General features: G+C 27.9%; 20 protein-coding genes and 2 riboswitches. Of the genes, 13 read left to right on the top strand and 7 right to left on the bottom strand.

Annotation, left to right across the window (positions count from 1 at the left end; genetic code table 11):
- The first annotated feature begins 25 nt into the window (after positions 1 to 25).
- From trxA to KGF41_RS12115, 4 genes are all read left to right on the top strand, one after another.
- Positions 26 to 343: a thioredoxin gene (trxA, locus tag KGF41_RS12130; RefSeq protein WP_227840685.1), complete on the top strand. Its 318-nt coding sequence runs from the start codon at positions 26 to 28 to the stop codon at positions 341 to 343.
- A gap of 16 nt (positions 344 to 359) precedes the next feature.
- The gene (locus tag KGF41_RS12125; protein ID WP_227433183.1) at positions 360 to 1238 is read left to right on the top strand and encodes an NAD(P)/FAD-dependent oxidoreductase; all 879 of its coding nucleotides are present in this window, start codon (positions 360 to 362) and stop codon (positions 1236 to 1238) included.
- A gap of 287 nt (positions 1239 to 1525) precedes the next feature.
- Positions 1526 to 1894, top strand: coding sequence for an ArsR/SmtB family transcription factor (locus KGF41_RS12120; RefSeq protein ID WP_227828410.1), 369 nt, complete (start codon positions 1526 to 1528; stop codon positions 1892 to 1894).
- Positions 1895 to 1896: 2 nt separating this feature from the next.
- Entirely contained in the window at positions 1897 to 2268 is a 372-nt protein-coding gene (locus tag KGF41_RS12115) for a NifB/NifX family molybdenum-iron cluster-binding protein (RefSeq protein ID WP_227841778.1), read from the top strand.
- 136 nt (positions 2269 to 2404) lie between these two features.
- Here the strand turns inward: KGF41_RS12115 and KGF41_RS12110 are convergent, their stop codons facing one another.
- Together KGF41_RS12110 and KGF41_RS12105 are read right to left on the bottom strand one after the other, a co-directional pair.
- A complete protein-coding gene (locus KGF41_RS12110; RefSeq protein WP_227841777.1) occupies positions 2405 to 2860 on the bottom strand; it encodes a hypothetical protein in 456 nt (151 codons plus the stop codon).
- A gap of 38 nt (positions 2861 to 2898) precedes the next feature.
- Positions 2899 to 4164, bottom strand: a complete 1266-nt coding sequence (locus KGF41_RS12105) for an ArsB/NhaD family transporter (RefSeq protein ID WP_227433187.1) — start codon at positions 4162 to 4164, stop codon at positions 2899 to 2901.
- Between the two features lie 466 nt (positions 4165 to 4630).
- Here KGF41_RS12105 and KGF41_RS12100 point away from each other — a divergent pair, with 466 nt between their 5' ends.
- Entirely contained in the window at positions 4631 to 6082 is a 1452-nt protein-coding gene (locus KGF41_RS12100) for an alanine/glycine:cation symporter family protein (protein ID WP_227828412.1), read from the top strand.
- Between the two features lie 211 nt (positions 6083 to 6293).
- Here KGF41_RS12100 and KGF41_RS12095 read toward each other — a convergent pair whose 3' ends face one another.
- A complete protein-coding gene (locus KGF41_RS12095) occupies positions 6294 to 6722 on the bottom strand; it encodes a hypothetical protein (protein ID WP_227828413.1) in 429 nt (142 codons plus the stop codon).
- A gap of 280 nt (positions 6723 to 7002) precedes the next feature.
- On the opposite strand from KGF41_RS12095, the gene KGF41_RS12090 reads away from it, so the two are divergent.
- On the top strand, positions 7003 to 7443 hold the full coding sequence (locus KGF41_RS12090; RefSeq protein WP_227856689.1) for a hypothetical protein: 441 nt from the start codon (positions 7003 to 7005) through the stop codon (positions 7441 to 7443).
- Positions 7444 to 7495: 52 nt separating this feature from the next.
- On the opposite strand, the gene ribE is transcribed toward KGF41_RS12090, so the two are convergent.
- The 4 genes from ribE to ribD all read right to left on the bottom strand — a co-directional run bounded on the left by ribE (position 7496) and on the right by ribD (position 11089).
- Positions 7496 to 7957 carry a 6,7-dimethyl-8-ribityllumazine synthase gene (gene ribE / locus KGF41_RS12085; protein ID WP_227483246.1) on the bottom strand — a complete coding sequence of 154 codons (462 nt, stop codon included), beginning with the start codon at positions 7955 to 7957 and terminating at the stop codon, positions 7496 to 7498.
- Positions 7958 to 8063: 106 nt separating this feature from the next.
- The gene (locus KGF41_RS12080) at positions 8064 to 9257 is read right to left on the bottom strand and encodes a bifunctional 3,4-dihydroxy-2-butanone-4-phosphate synthase/GTP cyclohydrolase II (protein ID WP_227828415.1); all 1194 of its coding nucleotides are present in this window, start codon (positions 9255 to 9257) and stop codon (positions 8064 to 8066) included.
- A gap of 22 nt (positions 9258 to 9279) precedes the next feature.
- A complete protein-coding gene (locus KGF41_RS12075; RefSeq protein ID WP_227828416.1) occupies positions 9280 to 9945 on the bottom strand; it encodes a riboflavin synthase in 666 nt (221 codons plus the stop codon).
- 31 nt (positions 9946 to 9976) lie between these two features.
- Positions 9977 to 11089: a bifunctional diaminohydroxyphosphoribosylaminopyrimidine deaminase/5-amino-6-(5-phosphoribosylamino)uracil reductase RibD gene (gene ribD / locus KGF41_RS12070; RefSeq protein WP_227841773.1), complete on the bottom strand. Its 1113-nt coding sequence runs from the start codon at positions 11087 to 11089 to the stop codon at positions 9977 to 9979.
- Positions 11090 to 11226: 137 nt separating this feature from the next.
- A riboswitch (FMN riboswitch) is annotated at positions 11227 to 11348 on the bottom strand.
- Between the two features lie 187 nt (positions 11349 to 11535).
- On the opposite strand from ribD, the gene recQ reads away from it, so the two are divergent.
- From recQ to KGF41_RS12035, 7 genes are all read left to right on the top strand, one after another.
- Entirely contained in the window at positions 11536 to 14019 is a 2484-nt protein-coding gene (recQ, locus tag KGF41_RS12065) for a DNA helicase RecQ (RefSeq protein ID WP_227850427.1), read from the top strand.
- Between the two features lie 88 nt (positions 14020 to 14107).
- Positions 14108 to 14219: riboswitch (TPP riboswitch) on the top strand.
- 142 nt (positions 14220 to 14361) lie between these two features.
- Positions 14362 to 15663, top strand: a complete 1302-nt coding sequence (gene thiC / locus KGF41_RS12060; protein ID WP_227433195.1) for a phosphomethylpyrimidine synthase ThiC — start codon at positions 14362 to 14364, stop codon at positions 15661 to 15663.
- Between the two features lie 48 nt (positions 15664 to 15711).
- Positions 15712 to 15906 carry a sulfur carrier protein ThiS gene (gene thiS, locus KGF41_RS12055; RefSeq protein WP_227828419.1) on the top strand — a complete coding sequence of 65 codons (195 nt, stop codon included), beginning with the start codon at positions 15712 to 15714 and terminating at the stop codon, positions 15904 to 15906.
- Positions 15899 to 16702, top strand: a complete 804-nt coding sequence (gene thiF / locus KGF41_RS12050; RefSeq protein ID WP_227850426.1) for a thiamine biosynthesis protein ThiF — start codon at positions 15899 to 15901, stop codon at positions 16700 to 16702. The genes thiS and thiF overlap by 8 nt, the downstream gene beginning before the upstream one ends.
- Before the next feature lie 62 nt (positions 16703 to 16764).
- Positions 16765 to 17535, top strand: coding sequence for a thiazole synthase (locus KGF41_RS12045; protein ID WP_227828421.1), 771 nt, complete (start codon positions 16765 to 16767; stop codon positions 17533 to 17535).
- Between the two features lie 16 nt (positions 17536 to 17551).
- A complete protein-coding gene (gene thiH, locus KGF41_RS12040; RefSeq protein ID WP_227841770.1) occupies positions 17552 to 18655 on the top strand; it encodes a 2-iminoacetate synthase ThiH in 1104 nt (367 codons plus the stop codon).
- Positions 18656 to 19354: a thiamine phosphate synthase gene (locus KGF41_RS12035; RefSeq protein WP_227850425.1), complete on the top strand. Its 699-nt coding sequence runs from the start codon at positions 18656 to 18658 to the stop codon at positions 19352 to 19354.
- Positions 19355 to 19398: the final 44 nt, after the last annotated feature.

Genomic DNA, 19398 nt, shown 5'->3' with positions numbered 1-19398 from the left:
ATAAATTTTTAGGAGGATTAAAAAAATGGCAAAAGTTATAAATACATCTGAATTTAGAAGTAGTGTTGAAGGTAGTAAAGGAGTAGTTGTAGTAGATTTCTTTGCAACTTGGTGTGGACCTTGTAATATGTTAGGACCTGTATTTGCAGAATTAGGCGAAGAGATGAAAGACAAAGCTAGATTTGTAAAAGTTGATATAGATGAAAGCTTAGAAATAGCTCAACAATTTAGTGTATCTACAGTACCAACTATGATTATATTTAAAGATGGAGAGCCAGTTGAAACTCTAATTGGATTTATGCCTAAGAACAAAATTGAAATGAAAGTAAAATCATATTTATAAAAAATGGGTGAATATTATGAGATATGACATAGCTATAATAGGTAGTGGTCCAGCAGGATTATCTGCTGCTATAAATGCAAAAATAAGAAATAAAACAATGATTATGTTTGGTAATGATAATTTAAGTAATAAGCTTGTTAAAGCTCCTTCAATAGATAATTATTTAGGTTTTTATGATATAAGTGGAGATGAATTAAAAGACAAATTTAAATCGCATATAGATAACATGGATATTTCAATTGAAAATAAAAGAATAAATAATATTTATGCTATGGGAGAATACTTTGCAATAATGTCTGGAAATGATATGTATGAAGCTACTACTGTAATCCTTGCGACTGGTGTAGAATATACTAGACCAATAAAAGGTGAAGAAGAATTTCTAGGAAGAGGAGTAGGGTATTGTGCTACATGCGATGCACCACTTTATAGAAATAAAAAAGTAGCAGTCATAGGATATAATGAAGAATCTAAAGAAGAGGCAAATTTTTTAAGTGAACTTACTTCAAAAACTTATTTTATACCTATGTATAAAAAGGAAAACCTTATGAGAAGTTCAGATAATTTAGATGATTCTATTGAGATTATACACGATAGACCAGTGCAAATAGATGGAGATAAACTTGTAAATAAGATATCTTTTAAAGAAAATCATATTGAAGTTGATGGAGTATTCGTTATAAAAGATAGTACAGCTCCAAGTACATTGATTCCTGGAATAGAAATTGATGGTATCCATATCAAGGTTGATAATAATATGAAAACTAATATAGAAGGGTGTTTTGCTGCAGGAGACTGTGTAGGTAAACCATATTCTTATATCAAAGCAGCTGGGCAAGGACAAATAGCAGCATTAAATGCTGTTTATTATCTGGATAAATTAAAAAGAGCTTAATATAACTAGTAAGTAAATTTTTAAATATACAAATAAAAAACTGTCTAAAATAATTATATTATTTTAGATAGTTTTTTATTTGTATATTATTATTTCCTTTCGAGATATCTTAGAAATGTATCTCTAGGTGTGTTTATTTTGATAGATTTAAACTAACAATTGAAATATATATAGAAATAATTAGAATTATTTATAATAAGTTCCAAAATTTCAAAATAATAGTTGAAAAATCTAATTAAGAGTACTATAATTTAATTAAGTAATTACTTAATCAAAAAGAGGTATTTATGGAAAATTTGGTTAAAATATTTAAAGCATTGAGTGATGAAACTAGACTTAACATACTTATATTAGTATCTAAAAGAAATATCTGCCAAAAAGGAATTTCTAAATATTTAGGAATTTCGGATTCTGCTGTTTCACAACATATAAAAATATTAAAAGAAGTTGGCATAATAACAGGATATAAAGAAGGATACTATGTCTTATATCATATTAACAAAGAAGTGTTTAACATATGTATGGATTTTATAAATTCTATGTTAAGTAATTCTAGTGAAAGCTTTATAGATGTATTTGATGTAAATACAATACATCTAGGATGCAGTAAAGAATGTAAATCTATGAAAAAATGTTGTAAGAGAAGGGAGAAATAATAATGAAAGTATGTATACCAGTAGAAGAAAATAAAGGATTAGATAGTAAACCATATGGTCATTTTGGTTCTGCACCAATCTTTGTTGTGTGTGATTTAGAAAGTGGAGAAGTTAAATCTTTAGACAATGGAGATTTAGGTCATGAACATGGAAAGTGTCAACCAATAAAAGCATTATCAGGTACAATTGTAGATGCAGTAGTAGTTGGAGGAATAGGGCAAGGTGCCATAGTTAAATTAAATAGTATGGGAATAAAAGTTTATAGAGCTGAAGCTGATACTATCAGTGGTAATTTGGACTTACTTAAAGATGGGAAATTAGTAGAATTTCCATCAAATCATACTTGTTCACATGATGGATGTGGACATCATTAAAAACAAGATAGCTGATGAAGCATATGCTTCATCAGCTATTTTATCATTTTAACAAATAAGATTTTTTATCTTTAGTATTAAATTTTGAAGTTGTACAAAGTTTTTTATATAATCTTAAATTTATAAGTATCTTACTTTAGATTTTCTTTGTATGCTTTTCTATATAGTTAATATCATTTAATATATCGTTAAGTTCTTTATTGAGTGTTTTTAAATCATCTCCATCTACATTATAGTTTAAAAATAATTCTTCTACATTATCAATAATAGAATTGACTTTTCTAGTAACTTCAACAAACGTTTTAAAGTTACTACTATTTTTAGCATTTAGAAATTTGTTTAAATCCTTTGATATAAATGATATTATTTCATATTCATCATTAAACAGACCTCTACCAATAGGATATGGTTCAATTCTTTGTAAAAAATATTGATCTTTAGCATTAATATTATAAGTATAAGATATTTTCCAGTTGTCTCCTAAATCAAACTTGATAAAATATAATGTACTACTTACTTTTGATATTTTTGTAGCTCCAAGTTGTCTTAAAAGAACTTCAATTGAATCTCCTTGAACAGTATTAATATTCATATATACACATCCCCTTTAATACTATTATACTATATTTTCTAAAATTTTATAATTAAATAAACCGTAGATATAATAATAGATATAATCATAAGTGGAAAACCTATCTTAAAATACTCTTTAAAAGATATAGGATGACCATGTTTATTACCTATACCTGCTAGTACAACATTGGCAGAGGCTCCAATAAGTGTCCCATTACCTCCAAGACAAGCTCCAAGAGATGTTGCCCACCATAGTGGCATTACATCAATTCCTTCAGCCTGCATAGTCAAAATAAGTGGAATTAATGTTGCAACAAAAGGAATATTATCTAAGAATGAAGAAACTATTGCTGATAACCATAATATTAATAACATCGTAAATACAATATGGCCCTCTGTAAGTCCAATCAATGCTTGAGCTAATTTATTTATTATACCCACTTCTACTAATCCACCAACTACTACAAATAATCCCATAAAGAATAAGATTGTAGACCATTCAATACCTGCCATAATTTCATCTACATCTTGCTTTCCTATAAGAAGCATTATAGATGCACCAGTTAATGCTACAACAGAAGAATCTATATGGATTGTGCTATGAAACATAAAACCAAAGAGTATAAATGCTATTAAAAGAAGACTTTTTATAAGTAAGGGTTTATCTTTAATAGATTTTTTTTCATCAAGTTTTAATATTACTTCTTTGGCTTTATCATCCACAACAAGTTCTTTTCCATAAATAAATTTAAAACATATTATTGTTATAATAAGTATTACTATAACAGCAGGTCCTAAATTTATCACAAAATCCATGAAACTAAGATTGGCAGCACTACCAATCATAATATTTGGAGGGTCACCTATAAGAGTAGATGTACCTCCGATATTTGAAGCTAAAATTTGTGTTATTAAAAATGGAACTGGATTAAGTCCCAAAATTTGTGTAATAACTATAGTCATTGGCCCTATAAGTAAAACAGTAGTAACATTATCTAATACAGCAGATAAAATGGCTGTTATAATAGCAAAACAAATCATTATTCTCCATGGATCACCTTTAGCTTTTTTTGCAGTCCAAATAGCTATATATTCAAATAGCCCTGAGTTTTTAACAACAGCAACAAATAGCATCATACCAACTAATACTCCAATAGTATTGAAGTCTATATGGCTTAATCCTTCATCAAGTGTAAGTATATTGAAGATTATCATTAATAGTGCACCACCAACAGCTGCTACAGATCTGTTTACCTTTTCTGTAATAATAGCTGCCATAACTATTAAAAATATACATATAGCTATTATTTGTTGAAATTCCATAATATAAGTACCTCCATTTGTATTCTTTTGTGTCTAATGCTAGTACTATATATAGTATTACTTTTTTCTAGTTTTTTCAATGGATGTATAAAAGTATATTATTTAACAAAGTTTTCGAAAAATTAACAGAATTTAAAGAAAATTTTTGTTATTTAAATAAATTTTAAAATCATATCATTACTTATAATATTAAACGACAAACGAAAAAATATACTCCAAAATTATAATTTATTGTATTTGATAAGCAATATAAAATATTAATTATATCTAAATTATAAAATTAATAGAATAAAGTTGAATTTAAAGATAAAACTGCAATTTATCAAACAAATTATTCATTTTAAACCTTGTAATTTAAATTTATAAATATTATAATTAAATTAATGAATTTTTCACAAGGAATTATGCATTTTTTTGATTTTAAGATTTATTGAGAAAACAATATTAACAGGGGGTAATTAATAAAATGGATTTTTTAAATGGTATTTTAACGGGCATTAACAATGCGGTAGTATTTGTAAACAATTACTTATGGTCTTATATTCTAATTATAATGTTAGTTGTAATTGGTATTTACTTTACTATTAAAACAAATTTTGTACAATTCAGATATTTTATAGAAATGTTTAGGCTTTTAGGTGATGGTGCAGCAAATAAAAATGCAAAAAAAGAAGGAAAAATATCTTCATTTCAAGCCTTTTGTATAAGTACATCTTCAAGAGTTGGTACTGGAAATATAGCAGGAATAGCAATTGCAGTAGTAGCAGGAGGTCCTGGTGCTGTATTTTGGATGTGGCTTATAGCATTAATTGGTTCTGCTTCAAGTTTTGTGGAGAGTACATTAGCTCAAATTTATAAAGTTAAGAATGGACCAGCTTTTAGAGGTGGACCAGCTTATTATATGGAACAAGGTTTAAATAAAAGATGGATGGGTGTTTTATTTTCAATACTTATAACTATCTGTTATGGATTTGTATTTAATGCAGTTCAAGCAAATACTGTTTCATTGGCATTTAATAATGCATTTGGTATAAGTAAAATGGCTATGGGAATAGGTCTTGGAATTTTAACAGCAATAGTTATTTTTGGTGGTGTTCATAGAATAGCAAAAGTTTCAGAAATAATAGTTCCTGTATTTGCAGGATTATACATATTAGTTGCTTTAGCTATAGTTGTAATGAATATAACAGAAATACCAGGAATTATATCATTAATAGTAGAAAGCGCATTTGATTTTAGAGGAATGGCAATTGGTACGTTTATGGGAGTTGTAATGACTGGAGTAAAAAGAGGCTTATTTTCTAATGAAGCAGGTATGGGTAGTGCGCCTAATGCTGCTGCAACAGCACATGTAACTCATCCTGTAAAACAAGGTTTAATCCAATCTCTAGGTGTTTTTACAGATACTATAATTATATGTAGTTGTACAGCATTCATGGTATTATTATATTCAGATTATGCTAGTAGTGGAGCAACAGGAATTGAATTAGCTCAAGAAGCTTTAACTCACCATATAGGACCAATAGGAAATATTTTTATAGCAGTTTGTATATTCTTATTTGCATTTAGTTCTATAGTAGGAAATTATTACTATGGAGAATCAAATATGGAGTTTATGAGTGGAAGTAAAACTAAACTTAATGTATTTAGAGTTTTTGTTGTAGGTATGGTTTTATTTGGTTCTCTTACTCAAGTAGAGGTAGTTTGGAATTTAGCAGATTTATTTATGGCACTGATGGCTATAATAAACTTAATAGCAATAACTCTTTTAGGTAAGTACGCATTTATTGCTTTAAAAGATTATACAAGTCAAAAAAAATCTGGAATAAAAGATCCTGTATTTATTGCAGATGAAATAGAAGGATTAGAAAATGTATCAGAGTGGCACAATGAATTATCTGATGAACGTTTAGGATAAAAAGTATTATAAAAATTATAAAGTAATTTTGATATATTAGAGTGTATTTAATTTATATGAATATAGTATTTTAGTTAACTTATATTACTGGAATTTTTAATTCCAGTAATATTTTTTTATCTCAAGTACTTTATATTTTATTAAAAGTTTTTAGTATTTAAATACAATTTAATTATTATAAATCCTATATTAAAACTTATATTTTTAAATACTACACAATCAAATCTTGTAAGTTATCTTCAAAGCTTTCTAAGTAATCACAAAATAATCTAAACTCTTCTATATTTTTGATTTCTTGTAAATTTCTTAAGTCTATCATCATATTGCTATATTTATGCAACATAAAACTCATATCATATATTTCACATTTAACAAATCCTTCTTGATAACTGTATTTATAAGGTTCATATTTTGAAAAATTTGATTCAAAGTATTTTATTTTAGCATAACATAATCTATGTATGTTGAATAAAAGAGCAAGCACAGATTCTTTAACTGCAAACTTGTGTGTGAAGTATTTTATAGTGTGGTATTTATCGTGTTTAAATTCCCAAATTAAATCTTCATTCAAAGTAAGAGAATATTTTTTTATAAGGTTACGTTTTTCTAGTGTTAAATTTTGTATTGAACTTGTTTTCATAATTCAGTCCCCCATAAATATTCAATAAACAACCATTAAATTATGGTGTTCATTTATAGTTTATTATTGCTTACTTAATTATATTGTATAATTAATCGAGAAAATAATAAAATAGATAATTAATATAACATTAATATATGCTATAAATAAAAACGATAGCTTTGATAGTAATATATGCGAATTTATGGTATTTTATATTTAGAGTTATATTTGTAGTTATTTTAGGCTTTTAAAAGTATTTATAATTATTAACTTATATTTTAGGGGAGAGGGAGATAAATTGTTCAGTAAGAATGAGTATATTGTTGTAGTATGCCGTGACTGTTTTATGTTTTATCATAAAGATAATGATTTAAAGGAGAGAATATCCTTTTCAATACAGCCTATACCAAATGTACCATTTTATCACTATCTATTTGAAGGTGATGTTGAAAACTATATTAGAAATGTACAAACCAAAGTTTCTATTAAGAAAGCAACTTTGTATGTATTAATCTCAGATGACGCATTAAGTATATACATAAGAATATTACAAGAGTTTTTCACTCAATTAGGATGTAGAAAACTAATTTTTTCTAAACAAAATATTCTTTTAAGTAACTATGTAGAAAACTATGTTTCAATATCCTTTACTAATAGAGTTATTGCAGTTTCATATATAATCATGTTTAAAATTATTAAGTACCAAAAGACAAATATGCTTTGCCATCTTGGTACTTAATAGTATTTTATAGTCTCTATGTTAATTTCCACTATTTAATCAATAATAGTATTTAATCTAGAACCTTAAATAGGTTTGCCATTTCTAGTGCATTCATAGCACAATCATATCCTTTATTTCCGGCTTTTGTGCCAGCTCTTTCAATAGCTTGTTCAATATTTTCTGTTGTTACTATTCCAAATATAACAGGTAATTCATTATCCAAAGATACTTTTGCAATGCCTTTAGATACTTCACTACATACATAATCATAATGAGAAGTAGCACCTCTTATAACACATCCTAAACATATTATAGCATCATACTTACCATTCTTAGACATTTTTTGAGCAACAAGAGGAATCTCAAAAGCTCCAGGTACCCAAACTACTTCTATATTTTCCTGAGTAACATCATGTCTTAAAAGGCAATCTTGAGCACCAGATAAAAGTTTTGATGTTATAAATTCATTAAAACGAGAGTTTATTATACCTATTTTTAAGTCTTTTCCAATAAGTTTTCCTTCATATATCATTTTTATTTCCTCCAATTTTATTTAGGTTATAAATTTATATTTTTAGTATGTATACATATTATTGTAATAAAAATTACTTAGTAGAATAAAAATTAAATACCATTAGCTATATAATATCTAATAGATGTCCCATTTTATCCTTCTTAGTTTTTAGATATAATTTATTAAAATCATTGATTTCTTCATTAATAGGAACTCTATGTTCAATCTTTATTCCATATTTTTCTAACTGGTTTATTTTGTCAGGGTTATTACTTAAAAGATTTATACTTTTTATATGTAAGTTTTTTAATATCTGAGCAGCTATATAAAAATCCCTCATATCTTCTTCAAATCCAAGCATTAAATTTGCTTCAACAGTATCATAACCTTCTTCTTGAAGCTTATAAGCTTTAATTTTATTTAAAAGGCCAATACCTCTACCTTCCTGTTTCATATAAATTAAAACACCACTCCCATTTTCTACAATTTTTTTCATAGAAGTTTCTAATTGTAGGCCACAATCACATTTTAAAGAATGAAATACATCACCTGTTAAACATTCAGAATGAAGTCTAACTAGTGTATTTTCTTCATTTACATTTCCGTAAGTAAGTGCAATGTGTTCTTCATTTGAATAAATATCTTTATATCCTATGATTTCAAAATTTCCATATTTTGTTGGAAGAAAAGCACTAGAAATTTTTTCTATAGTGGTTTCATTTCTTTTACGATATTCTATCAAGTCTTTTATAGTAATTATTTTTAAATTATGTTTTTCTTTAAATATCATTAAATCATCAACTCTTGCCATTGTACCATCATCTTTCATTATTTCGCAGATAAGACCAATTTCTTTAAATCCTGCAAGTCTAGCAAGGTCTACAGAAGCTTCTGTATGACCATCTCTAACTAGGACACCTCCAGTTTTTGCGATTAATGGGAATACATGTCCAGGCGTTTTAAAATCTTTACTTGTGGAACTTTCATTACAGAATAGTTTGACAGTCTCAGCTCTCTCATATGCAGATATACCTGTTAAAGTGTCTATGCCATCTATAGTGACAGTAAATGCCGTTTGAAATGTGTCTGTATTTTCTTTAACCATAAGAGGTATATTTAAACTTTTAAATTTTTCTTCAGTAGCAGGTAGACAAATAAGTCCTCTACCATATGTAGCCATAAAGTTTATTGTCTCAGCTGTAGCCATTTCAGCTGCCATCAATAAATCTCCTTCATTTTCTCTACTTTCATCATCAACTACGATTACCATTTTTCCATTTTTGATATCATTAATAGCTTCTTCAATAGTATTAAACATGTAATTCACTCCTTTATTATTTTTAAAAACCATTTTTAAATAAAAATTCTTTATCTATATTTGATTTATAGTTATTACTATTAGAATTTAATTCCTTGTAGTTTTTTACAAGAAAATTATTAACATACTTTCCAATTACATCACTTTCTAAATTGACAAAATCTCCAACATTCTTAGTTAAGAGAGTAGTGTTAAATTTAGTATGAGGTATAACAGAAACCTTAAATATTTCATCATCTAGATAAGCTATAGTTAGGCTTACACCATCAATAGCCACAGAGCCTTTGTGTATTATTGTTGATAAAAGTTCTTTGGATGATTGTATGCTTATTAAAACTGCATTTTCATCTTTTTCAAATTTACAAATAGTACCTTTACTATCAACATGACCTGTTACTATGTGTCCACCAAATCTAGAAGAAAGACTCATAGCTCTTTCGAGATTTACTTTATCATTTGGATTTAATGAACTTAAATTTGTGGAACGAACTGTTTCCATCATGACATCAGCAGTAAATTCATTTTTACCTAAACTTGAAACAGTTAAGCAAACTCCATTTACAGCAATACTATCTCCAAGATTTGTGCCATCTAGTATTTTATTTGATTGTATGGTGACTTTTCCACTTTTGCCATTAGCTGTGATTTTTCTAAGTATTCCAACTTCTTCTACTATGCCAGTAAACATTTTGACCTCCTAGACATGTATATTTATAAATTTAATTTAAAACATCAGACTCCACCAAAATATCTCCATCTATTAAAGTTACATTCTTAATTTCTAATTGTATAGCATCTGATAAGTAATTTATTCCCTCTCCAGAAACGAAAGTAGGAGCATCTTTTCCACCTATAATTTTAGGTGATAAAAATAATTTGACTTTATCAACTAAATTGTTTCTAAATAGACTGTCATTAAGTGTAGCACCACCTTCAACTAAAACAGAATCAATTTTTAATTCGCCTAATTTATACATTACAAATTCTAAATCTACCATATTATTTTTTTTAGGAGAAAGTACTACGTCAATATTATTTTTTATTAGAACTGATGATTTTTCACTATCTTCACAACATGTAAAAACTATAGTTTTACTGTTTTTATCTTTAACTAATTTGCTATCAACTGGCAATTTTAAATTTGTGTCTATTATTATTCTTACAGGGTGAGATACATTTTCCTGGTTAAGTCTGCAAGTTAGTAGCGGATTATCATTTAAAACTGTATTTATCCCAACCATTATACCTTGATATTTATTTCTATACTTATGACTTAGATATCTTGATGATTCATTAGATATCCATTTTGATTCTAGCGATTTTGTGGCAATCTTGCCATCTAAACTTATTGCTGATTTTACAATACAAAGAGGTTTTTTTGTTTTTATGTAGTAAAAAAATATTTCATTTAATTGTTTTGCTTCTTTTTCTAATACACCTACAGTAACATCAATGTTATTGTCCCTTAGTTTTTTTACTCCATTACCACAAACGATTGGATTTGGGTCTAATGTAGATATTACGACTCTCTTAATCTTATTTTGAATAATTTTATCTACACAAGGAGGTGTTTTGCCATAATGAGAACATGGTTCTAAATTTACATAAAGAGTAGTGTCTTTTAAACTTTGATTAGCACTATTTATAGCATTTATTTCAGCGTGATTAGAGCCAAATTTCTCATGATATCCTTTACCTATTATGTCGTTATCCTTAACAATTACACATCCCACTAATGGATTTGGATTTACAAAACCTTCTCCATTTTTGGCCAATTCAATAGCTTTTTTCATATAATAAATATCTTTTTCTTTTTGACTTATAAATTTCACAATATTTACACCTCCTATTTAAACTTAGATAATTTTCAAACAAAAAACCCTGAGAATTAACTCAGGGTCTAGAATAATCTACAATAAATATTGCATAAATGTATAGCAAAACTGCTCTACAAAAACACTTATTTAGCATATATCTTCTTCCATCCAGACTTTACTGTCGGCTTTGGAATTTAACCAAATCAACCAAGTTCTAACTCAGCTCGCGGGCTATACCGCCGATTGGGAATTTCACCCTACCCCGAAGATTAAGTATTAAATTTATATTTAGAATGTATCATAAATTATTTTACTTTGCAAACTATTTTTTAAAAAATATATGTTAATATATAATATATAACAGCTAGAAACTTTGGAATAATGCGATTGTGAATATAAAAATAAAAATTTGAACATAATCAGAAAAGAAGTTTAATTAATTTGAATTGGGAGAGAAATATATGAACAAAAAACCTTTAGAAATATTATCAAAATACTATGGATATACAAGTTTTAGAAAAGGCCAAGAGTCCATAATAAATTCTATTTTGAATAAAAAAGATGTATTAGCTATAATGCCAACTGGAGGAGGAAAATCTATATGTTATCAACTTCCAGCATTGATATTAGATGGAATGACAGTAGTGATTTCACCACTTATATCTCTTATGAAAGACCAAGTAGACGCTTTAAAAGCCATGGGAATCGATGCTGCTTTTATAAATAGTTCATTGGGAAACAAAGAATTTAATGAAATATTAAGTAATATTAGAAAAAATACTTATAAAATACTTTATATTGCTCCAGAAAGATTAGATACTCAAGAATTTCTTGAACTAATAAATGATAATGACATAAGCCAAATTGCAATAGATGAAGCACATTGTGTATCTCAATGGGGACATGATTTTAGACTGAGCTATAGAAGGATTTCTACGTTTATCAATAGTTTGTCTAAAAGACCCATAGTCACAGCTTTTACAGCTACTGCATCAGAAGAGGTAAGAGCTGATATAATAAATTTATTGTGTTTAGAGAGTCCAGATTGTTACATAACAGGGTTTGATAGAGAAAACCTAGCAATAAATATAGTAAAATCATCTAGTAAAAATAAATATATTTTAGATTATATTCAAAATCATAAAAATGAGTCTGGAATTATATATACAGCTACTAGAAAAGAAGTTGAAAATATCTATAATGGCTTAGCAAAGAGAAATATATCTGTATCAAAATACCATGCAGGTTTATCTAAAAATGAAAGAAATAAGAATCAAGAAGATTTTATAAATGATAATATAGATATAATGATAGCAACAAATGCATTTGGAATGGGTATTGATAAGCCCAATATAAGATGGGTTATACACTATAATATGCCTCAAAGTGTGGAAAATTACTACCAAGAAATAGGGAGAGCTGGTAGGGATGGAGAAAAAAGTGAATGTATACTTTTATTTTCTCCAGGAGATGTACATATACAAAAATATTTAATAGATATTGGTGTTGAAAATCCTGAAAGAAAATTATTTCAACATAAAAAACTTCAGAATATGATTGATTTAGTCTATAGTAATTCTTGTTATAGAAAGACAATATTAAATTATTTTGGGGAAAATCATGTAGAAAATTGTAATAACTGTAGTAATTGTCTAGTGGAGGGGGAAATAGTAGATAAAACCATAGATGCTCAAAAAGTTATTTCATGTGTAGCTAGAATGAAAAGAAGCTATGGTGTTACTACTATTGTAGATGTACTTAGAGGGTCTAAAAACAAAAAAATTTTACAACTTGGTTTAGATACTTTGTCTACATATAATATTATGAGAGATTATTCAAGTGAAGACTTGAAGAATTTTATAAATACATTAGTTTCTCATGGGTTTTTAGATTTAGTCGAAACTTTAGGTAGCGGAAACAGAGGAAGTTACCCAACTATAAGATTAAATGATATGTCTATGAAAGTTTTGAAGGGTGAGGCAAAGGTAGAATTTAAGGAAATTGTAATGACAAAATCCCTAGAAGTAGAAGATGAATTATATAATGCTTTAAGAGAGTTAAGACACTTAATTGCAAGTGAAGAAAAAATAGCTCCATATATGGTTTTTGGAGATGGAACACTTAGAGCTATGTCTAGTAGTTATCCAGTCAATAAAGAAGAAATGCTAAATATATCTGGAGTAGGAGAAATTAAATATCAAAAATATGGTGAAGATTTTGAAACACTAATCAAAGAATATGTCGAAAAAAATAATATAAATAAAAAAGATAAAGAAAAAAATATCGATTTAACGAATGATAATAGTGAATTTCTTGAAGTTAATACAGATAAAGCTTTATATGAAAGGCTAATAAATATTCGAGAAGAATATGCTAAAAAAGAAAAATTACTTCCATACATGATTTTAACTAATAAAGCTTTGAAAGAAATAAGTGGAAGATATCCCATTGATAAAGAACAATTAAAGGATATTTCAGGTATAGGTGAAGTAAAAATTGAAAAGTATGGGGCTAGTATTTTAGATGAAGTTAAACATTATGTAAAAGAAAATAGTATTGATGTTAATTGGGAGAAAAAGAAAAAAAGAAAATTGATACTAGATGGAGAAAGCAGAAAAAACAATGAAATAGCATTAGATTTACTAAATCAAGGGAAGGACATACAAAGTGTTAGCCAAGAAATAGAAGTATCCTTATCTACAGTTATTGGATATGTATATGATTATGTGAAAGATGGGCAGAGTATGTCATTTACATTGGATTTAGAAAGTTTTTATACTGAAGATGAAAAGAAAATGATTTTAGAAGTGTGTGAAAAAATAGGTTATGAAAATTTAAATAACATAAAAAGAAAACTTCCAGATTCAATAAAGTATGAAAATATAAGGGCTGTAATACTTAAAACTTATCTTGAAAATTCGAAAAAAGGTGTATCATTAGAGTAAAGTTAGGTGGATTAAAATATAAAATTTGTATTATTGTGTTGAACTAATATTTTTGCTGTGTTATACTGAATTTGTAAAAATGATAAAAATTTAGAGCTAGGGGCGCTAGAATTGGCTAGCTGAGAGATAAAGCCGTAACTTACAAACCCTAATAACCTGATCAAGATAATGCTTGCGAAGGGAAGCTTTGTAATATAATTTTGTTATATAAATAGATAAATTATTCTGTATAGTGAGAAATTTGTCTAAGTGTATATATGATTATAAGAGTGCTTTCCAAAACAAGGAAAAGCACTTTTTTTATTGTTAAAAACTATAACTTTAATCTTGGAGGAATGTAATATGAATTATACAACGCAAATGGATGCTGCTAGAAAAGGCATAATAACTAAAGAAATGGAAATCGTTTCTCAAAAGGAACAAGTAGATGTAAATGAATTAAGAGAATTAATAGCAAAGGGACAAGTTGTTATACCTGCTAACAAAAATCATAAATCCTTAAGTGCAGAAGGTGTAGGTAAAAATTTAAGGACAAAGATAAATGTAAACCTAGGAATTTCAAGAGATTGTAAGAATATAGAAAATGAACTTGAAAAAGTTAAAGTGGCAATAGACATGAAAGCTGAAGCAATAATGGATTTAAGTAACTATGGAAAAACTAGAGAATTTAGAGAAAAAGTTGTTGAAATGTCACCTGCAATGATAGGTTCGGTTCCTATGTATGATGCAGTAGGGTATTTAGAAAAAGAACTAAAGGATATAACAGAAGAAGAATTTTTAAATGTAATAAGACAACATGCTATTGACGGAGTTGATTTTATTACTATACATGCTGGTCTTACTAGAAGTGTTTGCCAAAAGATAAAAAATCATGAAAGATTGACTCATATAGTATCTCGAGGAGGTTCATTATTATTTGCTTGGATGGAGTTAAATAATAAAGAAAATCCTATTTATACTAATTTTGATAAGATTTTAGATATATGTGAAGAATATGATGTCACATTAAGTTTAGGAGATGCTTGCAGACCTGGTTGTATAAAAGATTCTACAGATGGTGTTCAGATTCAAGAACTTGTTGTATTAGGAGAGCTTACTAAAAGAGCATGGGAAAGAAATGTACAAGTCATGATAGAAGGCCCTGGTCATATGGCTATTGATGAAATAGAAGCAAATGTAGTGTTAGAAAAAAGACTATGTCATGGAGCGCCTTTTTATGTTCTTGGACCATTGGTTACGGATATAGCACCAGGTTATGACCATATAACTAGTGCAATAGGAGGAGCATTAGCATGTGCTAAAGGAGTAGATTTTTTATGCTACGTAACTCCAGCAGAACACTTAAGATTACCTAATTTAGATGATATGAAAGAAGGGATAATAGCTGCTAAAATAGCAGCTCATGCAGGAGATATAGCTAAGAATGTTAAAGGAGCTCGTGAGTGGGATAACAAAATGAGTAAAGCTAGAGCAGATTTAGACTGGTGTGAAATGTTTAGACTTGCAATAGACCCTGAAAAGGCTAAAAGATATAGAGATGAGTCAACTCCTACTCATGAAGATAGTTGTACTATGTGTGGAAAAATGTGTTCAATGAGAACAGTTAAGAAAATATTAAACAATGAGGAACTTAATTTAATATAATTTGTACTGAAGATTGGTTGAATAAAGTCAAAAGGAGGAGGTGAGTTAGTGAAGGTTAATGGCAAGAATATTGAATTCAAAGAAAATTTAACTGTTATAGATTTGTTGAATAAATATAACTTAAAGAGTGATAGAGTTGTAGTTGAGATAAATCTAGAAATAGTTGAAGAATCTAATTACAATACATATATATTAAAGGATGAAGATGTTGTAGAACTTATTGGCTTTATTGGAGGTGGTTAAAATAAAAATCTTTGTAAATGAAATATTAACAGATGTTGAAGAAAATACAACTGCCTATAAAGTTAGAGATAATTATAATCACAAATGTGATGTATTGGTGTTGAATGGATATCCAATTAAAGCTGACATTCCACTTTCTGAAAATGATAAATTAACACTTATACAAAAAGGGGTTAAGCCTTCTTTTGATGAGCTAGAAAGCTTGTTGATAGCTAGGCATACTCCAAATGTGCATAATAAATTAAAAAAAGGAAGAGTTGCTATATTGGGACTAGGTGGACTTGGATCCAATATAGCTATCTCTTTAGCTCGAATTGGAGTTGGAGAACTTCTACTTATAGATTATGATGTTGTAGAGCCATCTAACTTAAATAGACAGCAATACTTTATAGACGATATAGGAAAACTAAAAACAGATGCTATGGTTGAAAATATAACAAAAATTAATCCATTTGTAAAATTAAAAACGCAAAATGTTTTTTTAAATAAATACGATATGGATGTACTTAAAGAGGCAGATTTGATAATTGAAGCTTTCGATGATGCTTCATGTAAAGCACAAGTTTGTAATTATACCTTACTAAACTTGAAAGATAAATATTTGATAGCATCATCAGGTATGGCAGGTTATTATGACTCAAATATAATAACTACTAAGAAAATAAGAGATAGATTTTATATATGTGGAGATTTTGTAAATGAAGCTAAATTTGGAGAAGGACTTATGGCACCAAGAGTAGCTATTTGCGCAAATCATATGGCAAATTTGGCAACACAAATACTTATAGATATGTAAATGCGTGAGTCACAAAATAAAAAGATTGAAAATTGAAAAAGTTAAGACTGGGAGGAAAGAAAATGGATAAATTAGTACTTGGAGGACATGAATTTAATAGTAGATTATTGGTTGGAACAGGTAAATATGGCTCAAATGATATATTGCCTAAAGTAATCAAAGAAAGTGGAAGCGAAATAATAACAATGGCACTTAGAAGAGTAGATTTAGATAATAAACAAGAAAATATCTTAACATATATTCCAAAAGAAATGACTATACTTCCAAATACATCAGGAGCTACTAATGCAGAAGAAGCTGTAAGAATAGCTAGAATATCTAGAAAAATGGGTTGTGGAGACTTTATAAAAATAGAAGTAATATCAGATACTAGATACTTACTTCCTGATAATGAAGAAACTATAAAAGCTACAAAAATACTTGCTGATGAGGGATTTATAGTACTTCCATATATGACACCAGACCTTTATGCTGGAAGAAGACTTATAGAAGCTAAAGCAGCAGCGGTTATGCCTCTTGGTGCTCCAATTGGTTCAAATAGAGGTCTTCAAATGAAAGAAATGATAAAAATAATGATAGATGAATTAGATATACCAATAATAGTTGATGCAGGTATTGGTAAACCGTCTCAAGCTATGGAAGCTATGGAAATGGGAGCTGATGCAGTACTTGTTAATACTGCTATAGCTTCAGCAGGTGACCCGGTGCAAATGGCTAGAGCATTTAAGTTAGCTGTAGAAGGTGGACGAGAAGCTTATATAGCAAAAGCAGGAAGTGTATCAGAATTTGCAAACGCATCTTCTCCTTTAACAGGTTTTTTAGGCAATTTATAGAAAGTGGTGATTGATGATGAGTTTTTATGAGGTAATAGAAAAATATAGGGATTTTGATTTTGATGGATATTTAAATAATGTTACAGACAATGATGTTTTAAGAAGTTTATCAAAAGACAAACTTGAGGATTTTGATATATTAAATTTACTTTCTGAAACTGCTGTAAAATATTTAGAAGCTATGGCACAAAAAGCACATAAATTAAGTGTTCAATATTTTGGAAAGACAGTCTGTCTATATACCCCAATGTATATAGCAAATTACTGTGTAAATCAATGTGTTTATTGTAGTTACAATATAAAAAGTGGAATAAAAAGAAAAAAACTAACTATGGATGAAATTAGAGAGGAAGGAAATGAAATTTCAAAAGAAGGTTTCAAACACCTACTTGTTTTAACTGGTGAAAGTAGTTTTCATTCAAGTGTAGAATATATAGGTGAAGCTATAGAAATATTAAGAGATAAATTTCCATCTATAGGAATTGAAGTATATCCGATGGAAGTAGATGAATATAAGTATATTGTAGACAAAGGTGTTGAAGGTCTAACTGTATACCAAGAGACTTATGATGAGGAAATATATAAAAGAGTACATTTAAAAGGGCCAAAATCAAATTATAAATTTAGATTAGATGCTCCTGAAAGAGGAGCAAAGGCAGGTATGAGAACTCTATCAATAGGAGCGCTTTTAGGATTAAACGATTTTAGAAAAGAGACCTTCTTTACGATATTGCATGGGAAATATCTAAAAACAAAATATCCTCATATTGAGCTTTCATATTCAACACCAAGAATGAGACCATTCAAAGGTTGTTTTGAAGAATTAGTAGATATAAGCGATACTGATTTAGTTCAAGCTATGGTTTGTATGAGACTGTTTGACCCTCATGCAGCTTTAAATATATCTACTAGAGAAAATTTAGAAATGAGAAGTCATATAATACCTTTAGGGGTAACTAAATTAAGTGCAGGTGTATCTACAGATGTAGGAGGTCATTCTCAAGATGAACATGATACTGCTCAATTCAAAATAAATGATGAAAGTACTGTTGAAGATATAGAGAAAATGCTAAATTCAATTGGTTATCAACATGTATTTAAAGATTGGGAAAGATTTTAGATGTATTTGATAACAAATAGAAATTTATGTAGTGAGGAACGATACTTAGAGGTTATTAAAGAATCTATATTGAGTGGCGTAGAAAATATTATAATAAGAGAAAAAGATTTAGAATATGAAGCATTAAAAGATTTATATATAAAGATAAAAAAGAAAATCAAGTGCATTAATTTTCAAGAAAAAATATTAGATGAAAGCTTGAAGAACAGTATAAAAAAGAAAGAAAATAATGATGGCTTTAACGTAAACTTCATAATAAATAGTAATATAGAATTTTTTGAAAAGATAGATTGTCAAGGTATTCATCTTCCATTTAAATTGTTTTTGAATTTACTGGGAAATAGGTATAATTTCAATGAAAATAAAATATTGGGATTGTCATTACATAAAGTAGAAGAAGTAAAGTATCTAGAAGAAATAATAAGAAAACAAAATATAAAAATAGATTACATAACATTATCACATATATATGAAACTAAGTGTAAAGAAAATTTATTGCCAAAAGGAATTGAACTTTTAAAGGAAGCTAAGAAAATTACTGATATTAAGATAGTTGCACTTGGAGGAATTCTACCATCTAATGTCAAAGAAACATTAAAATACTGTGATGATTTTGCTGTAATGTCAACTATAATGAAATCTAAAAATATTGAAGAAACAATATCAAATTATAATGAAAAAATTCAATTAGCAAAATAGGAAGTAAAGTATTTAAATTGAATAAAAATAAAAAAAGCTATCTT

The organism is Clostridioides sp. ZZV14-6150 (assembly GCF_020657875.1).
Classification (GTDB): domain Bacteria; phylum Bacillota; class Clostridia; order Peptostreptococcales; family Peptostreptococcaceae; genus Clostridioides.
The sequence above is the reverse complement of the archived record's forward strand: the minus strand, read 5'-3'. Positions and strand labels throughout refer to the sequence as shown.

Bases quoted from the DNA above. Each gene is read 5' to 3' on its own strand.
- recQ (WP_227850427.1), top strand. From the start codon at position 11,536: ATGAACAAAAAACCTTTAGAAATATTATCAAAATACTATGGATATACA.
- KGF41_RS12110 (WP_227841777.1), bottom strand. From the start codon at position 2,860: ATGAATATTAATACTGTTCAAGGAGATTCAATTGAAGTTCTTTTAAGA.
- KGF41_RS12035 (WP_227850425.1), top strand. From the start codon at position 18,656: ATGTATTTGATAACAAATAGAAATTTATGTAGTGAGGAACGATACTTA.
- KGF41_RS12105 (WP_227433187.1), bottom strand. From the start codon at position 4,164: ATGGAATTTCAACAAATAATAGCTATATGTATATTTTTAATAGTTATG.
- KGF41_RS12125 (WP_227433183.1), top strand. From the start codon at position 360: ATGAGATATGACATAGCTATAATAGGTAGTGGTCCAGCAGGATTATCT.
- trxA (WP_227840685.1), top strand. From the start codon at position 26: ATGGCAAAAGTTATAAATACATCTGAATTTAGAAGTAGTGTTGAAGGT.
- KGF41_RS12080 (WP_227828415.1), bottom strand. From the start codon at position 9,257: ATGTTTAATACTATTGAAGAAGCTATTAATGATATCAAAAATGGAAAA.
- KGF41_RS12100 (WP_227828412.1), top strand. From the start codon at position 4,631: ATGGATTTTTTAAATGGTATTTTAACGGGCATTAACAATGCGGTAGTA.
- ribE (WP_227483246.1), bottom strand. From the start codon at position 7,957: ATGATATATGAAGGAAAACTTATTGGAAAAGACTTAAAAATAGGTATA.
- KGF41_RS12120 (WP_227828410.1), top strand. From the start codon at position 1,526: ATGGAAAATTTGGTTAAAATATTTAAAGCATTGAGTGATGAAACTAGA.
- thiC (WP_227433195.1), top strand. From the start codon at position 14,362: ATGAATTATACAACGCAAATGGATGCTGCTAGAAAAGGCATAATAACT.
- thiH (WP_227841770.1), top strand. From the start codon at position 17,552: ATGAGTTTTTATGAGGTAATAGAAAAATATAGGGATTTTGATTTTGAT.
- KGF41_RS12075 (WP_227828416.1), bottom strand. From the start codon at position 9,945: ATGTTTACTGGCATAGTAGAAGAAGTTGGAATACTTAGAAAAATCACA.
- KGF41_RS12115 (WP_227841778.1), top strand. From the start codon at position 1,897: ATGAAAGTATGTATACCAGTAGAAGAAAATAAAGGATTAGATAGTAAA.
- KGF41_RS12045 (WP_227828421.1), top strand. From the start codon at position 16,765: ATGGATAAATTAGTACTTGGAGGACATGAATTTAATAGTAGATTATTG.
- KGF41_RS12095 (WP_227828413.1), bottom strand. From the start codon at position 6,722: ATGAAAACAAGTTCAATACAAAATTTAACACTAGAAAAACGTAACCTT.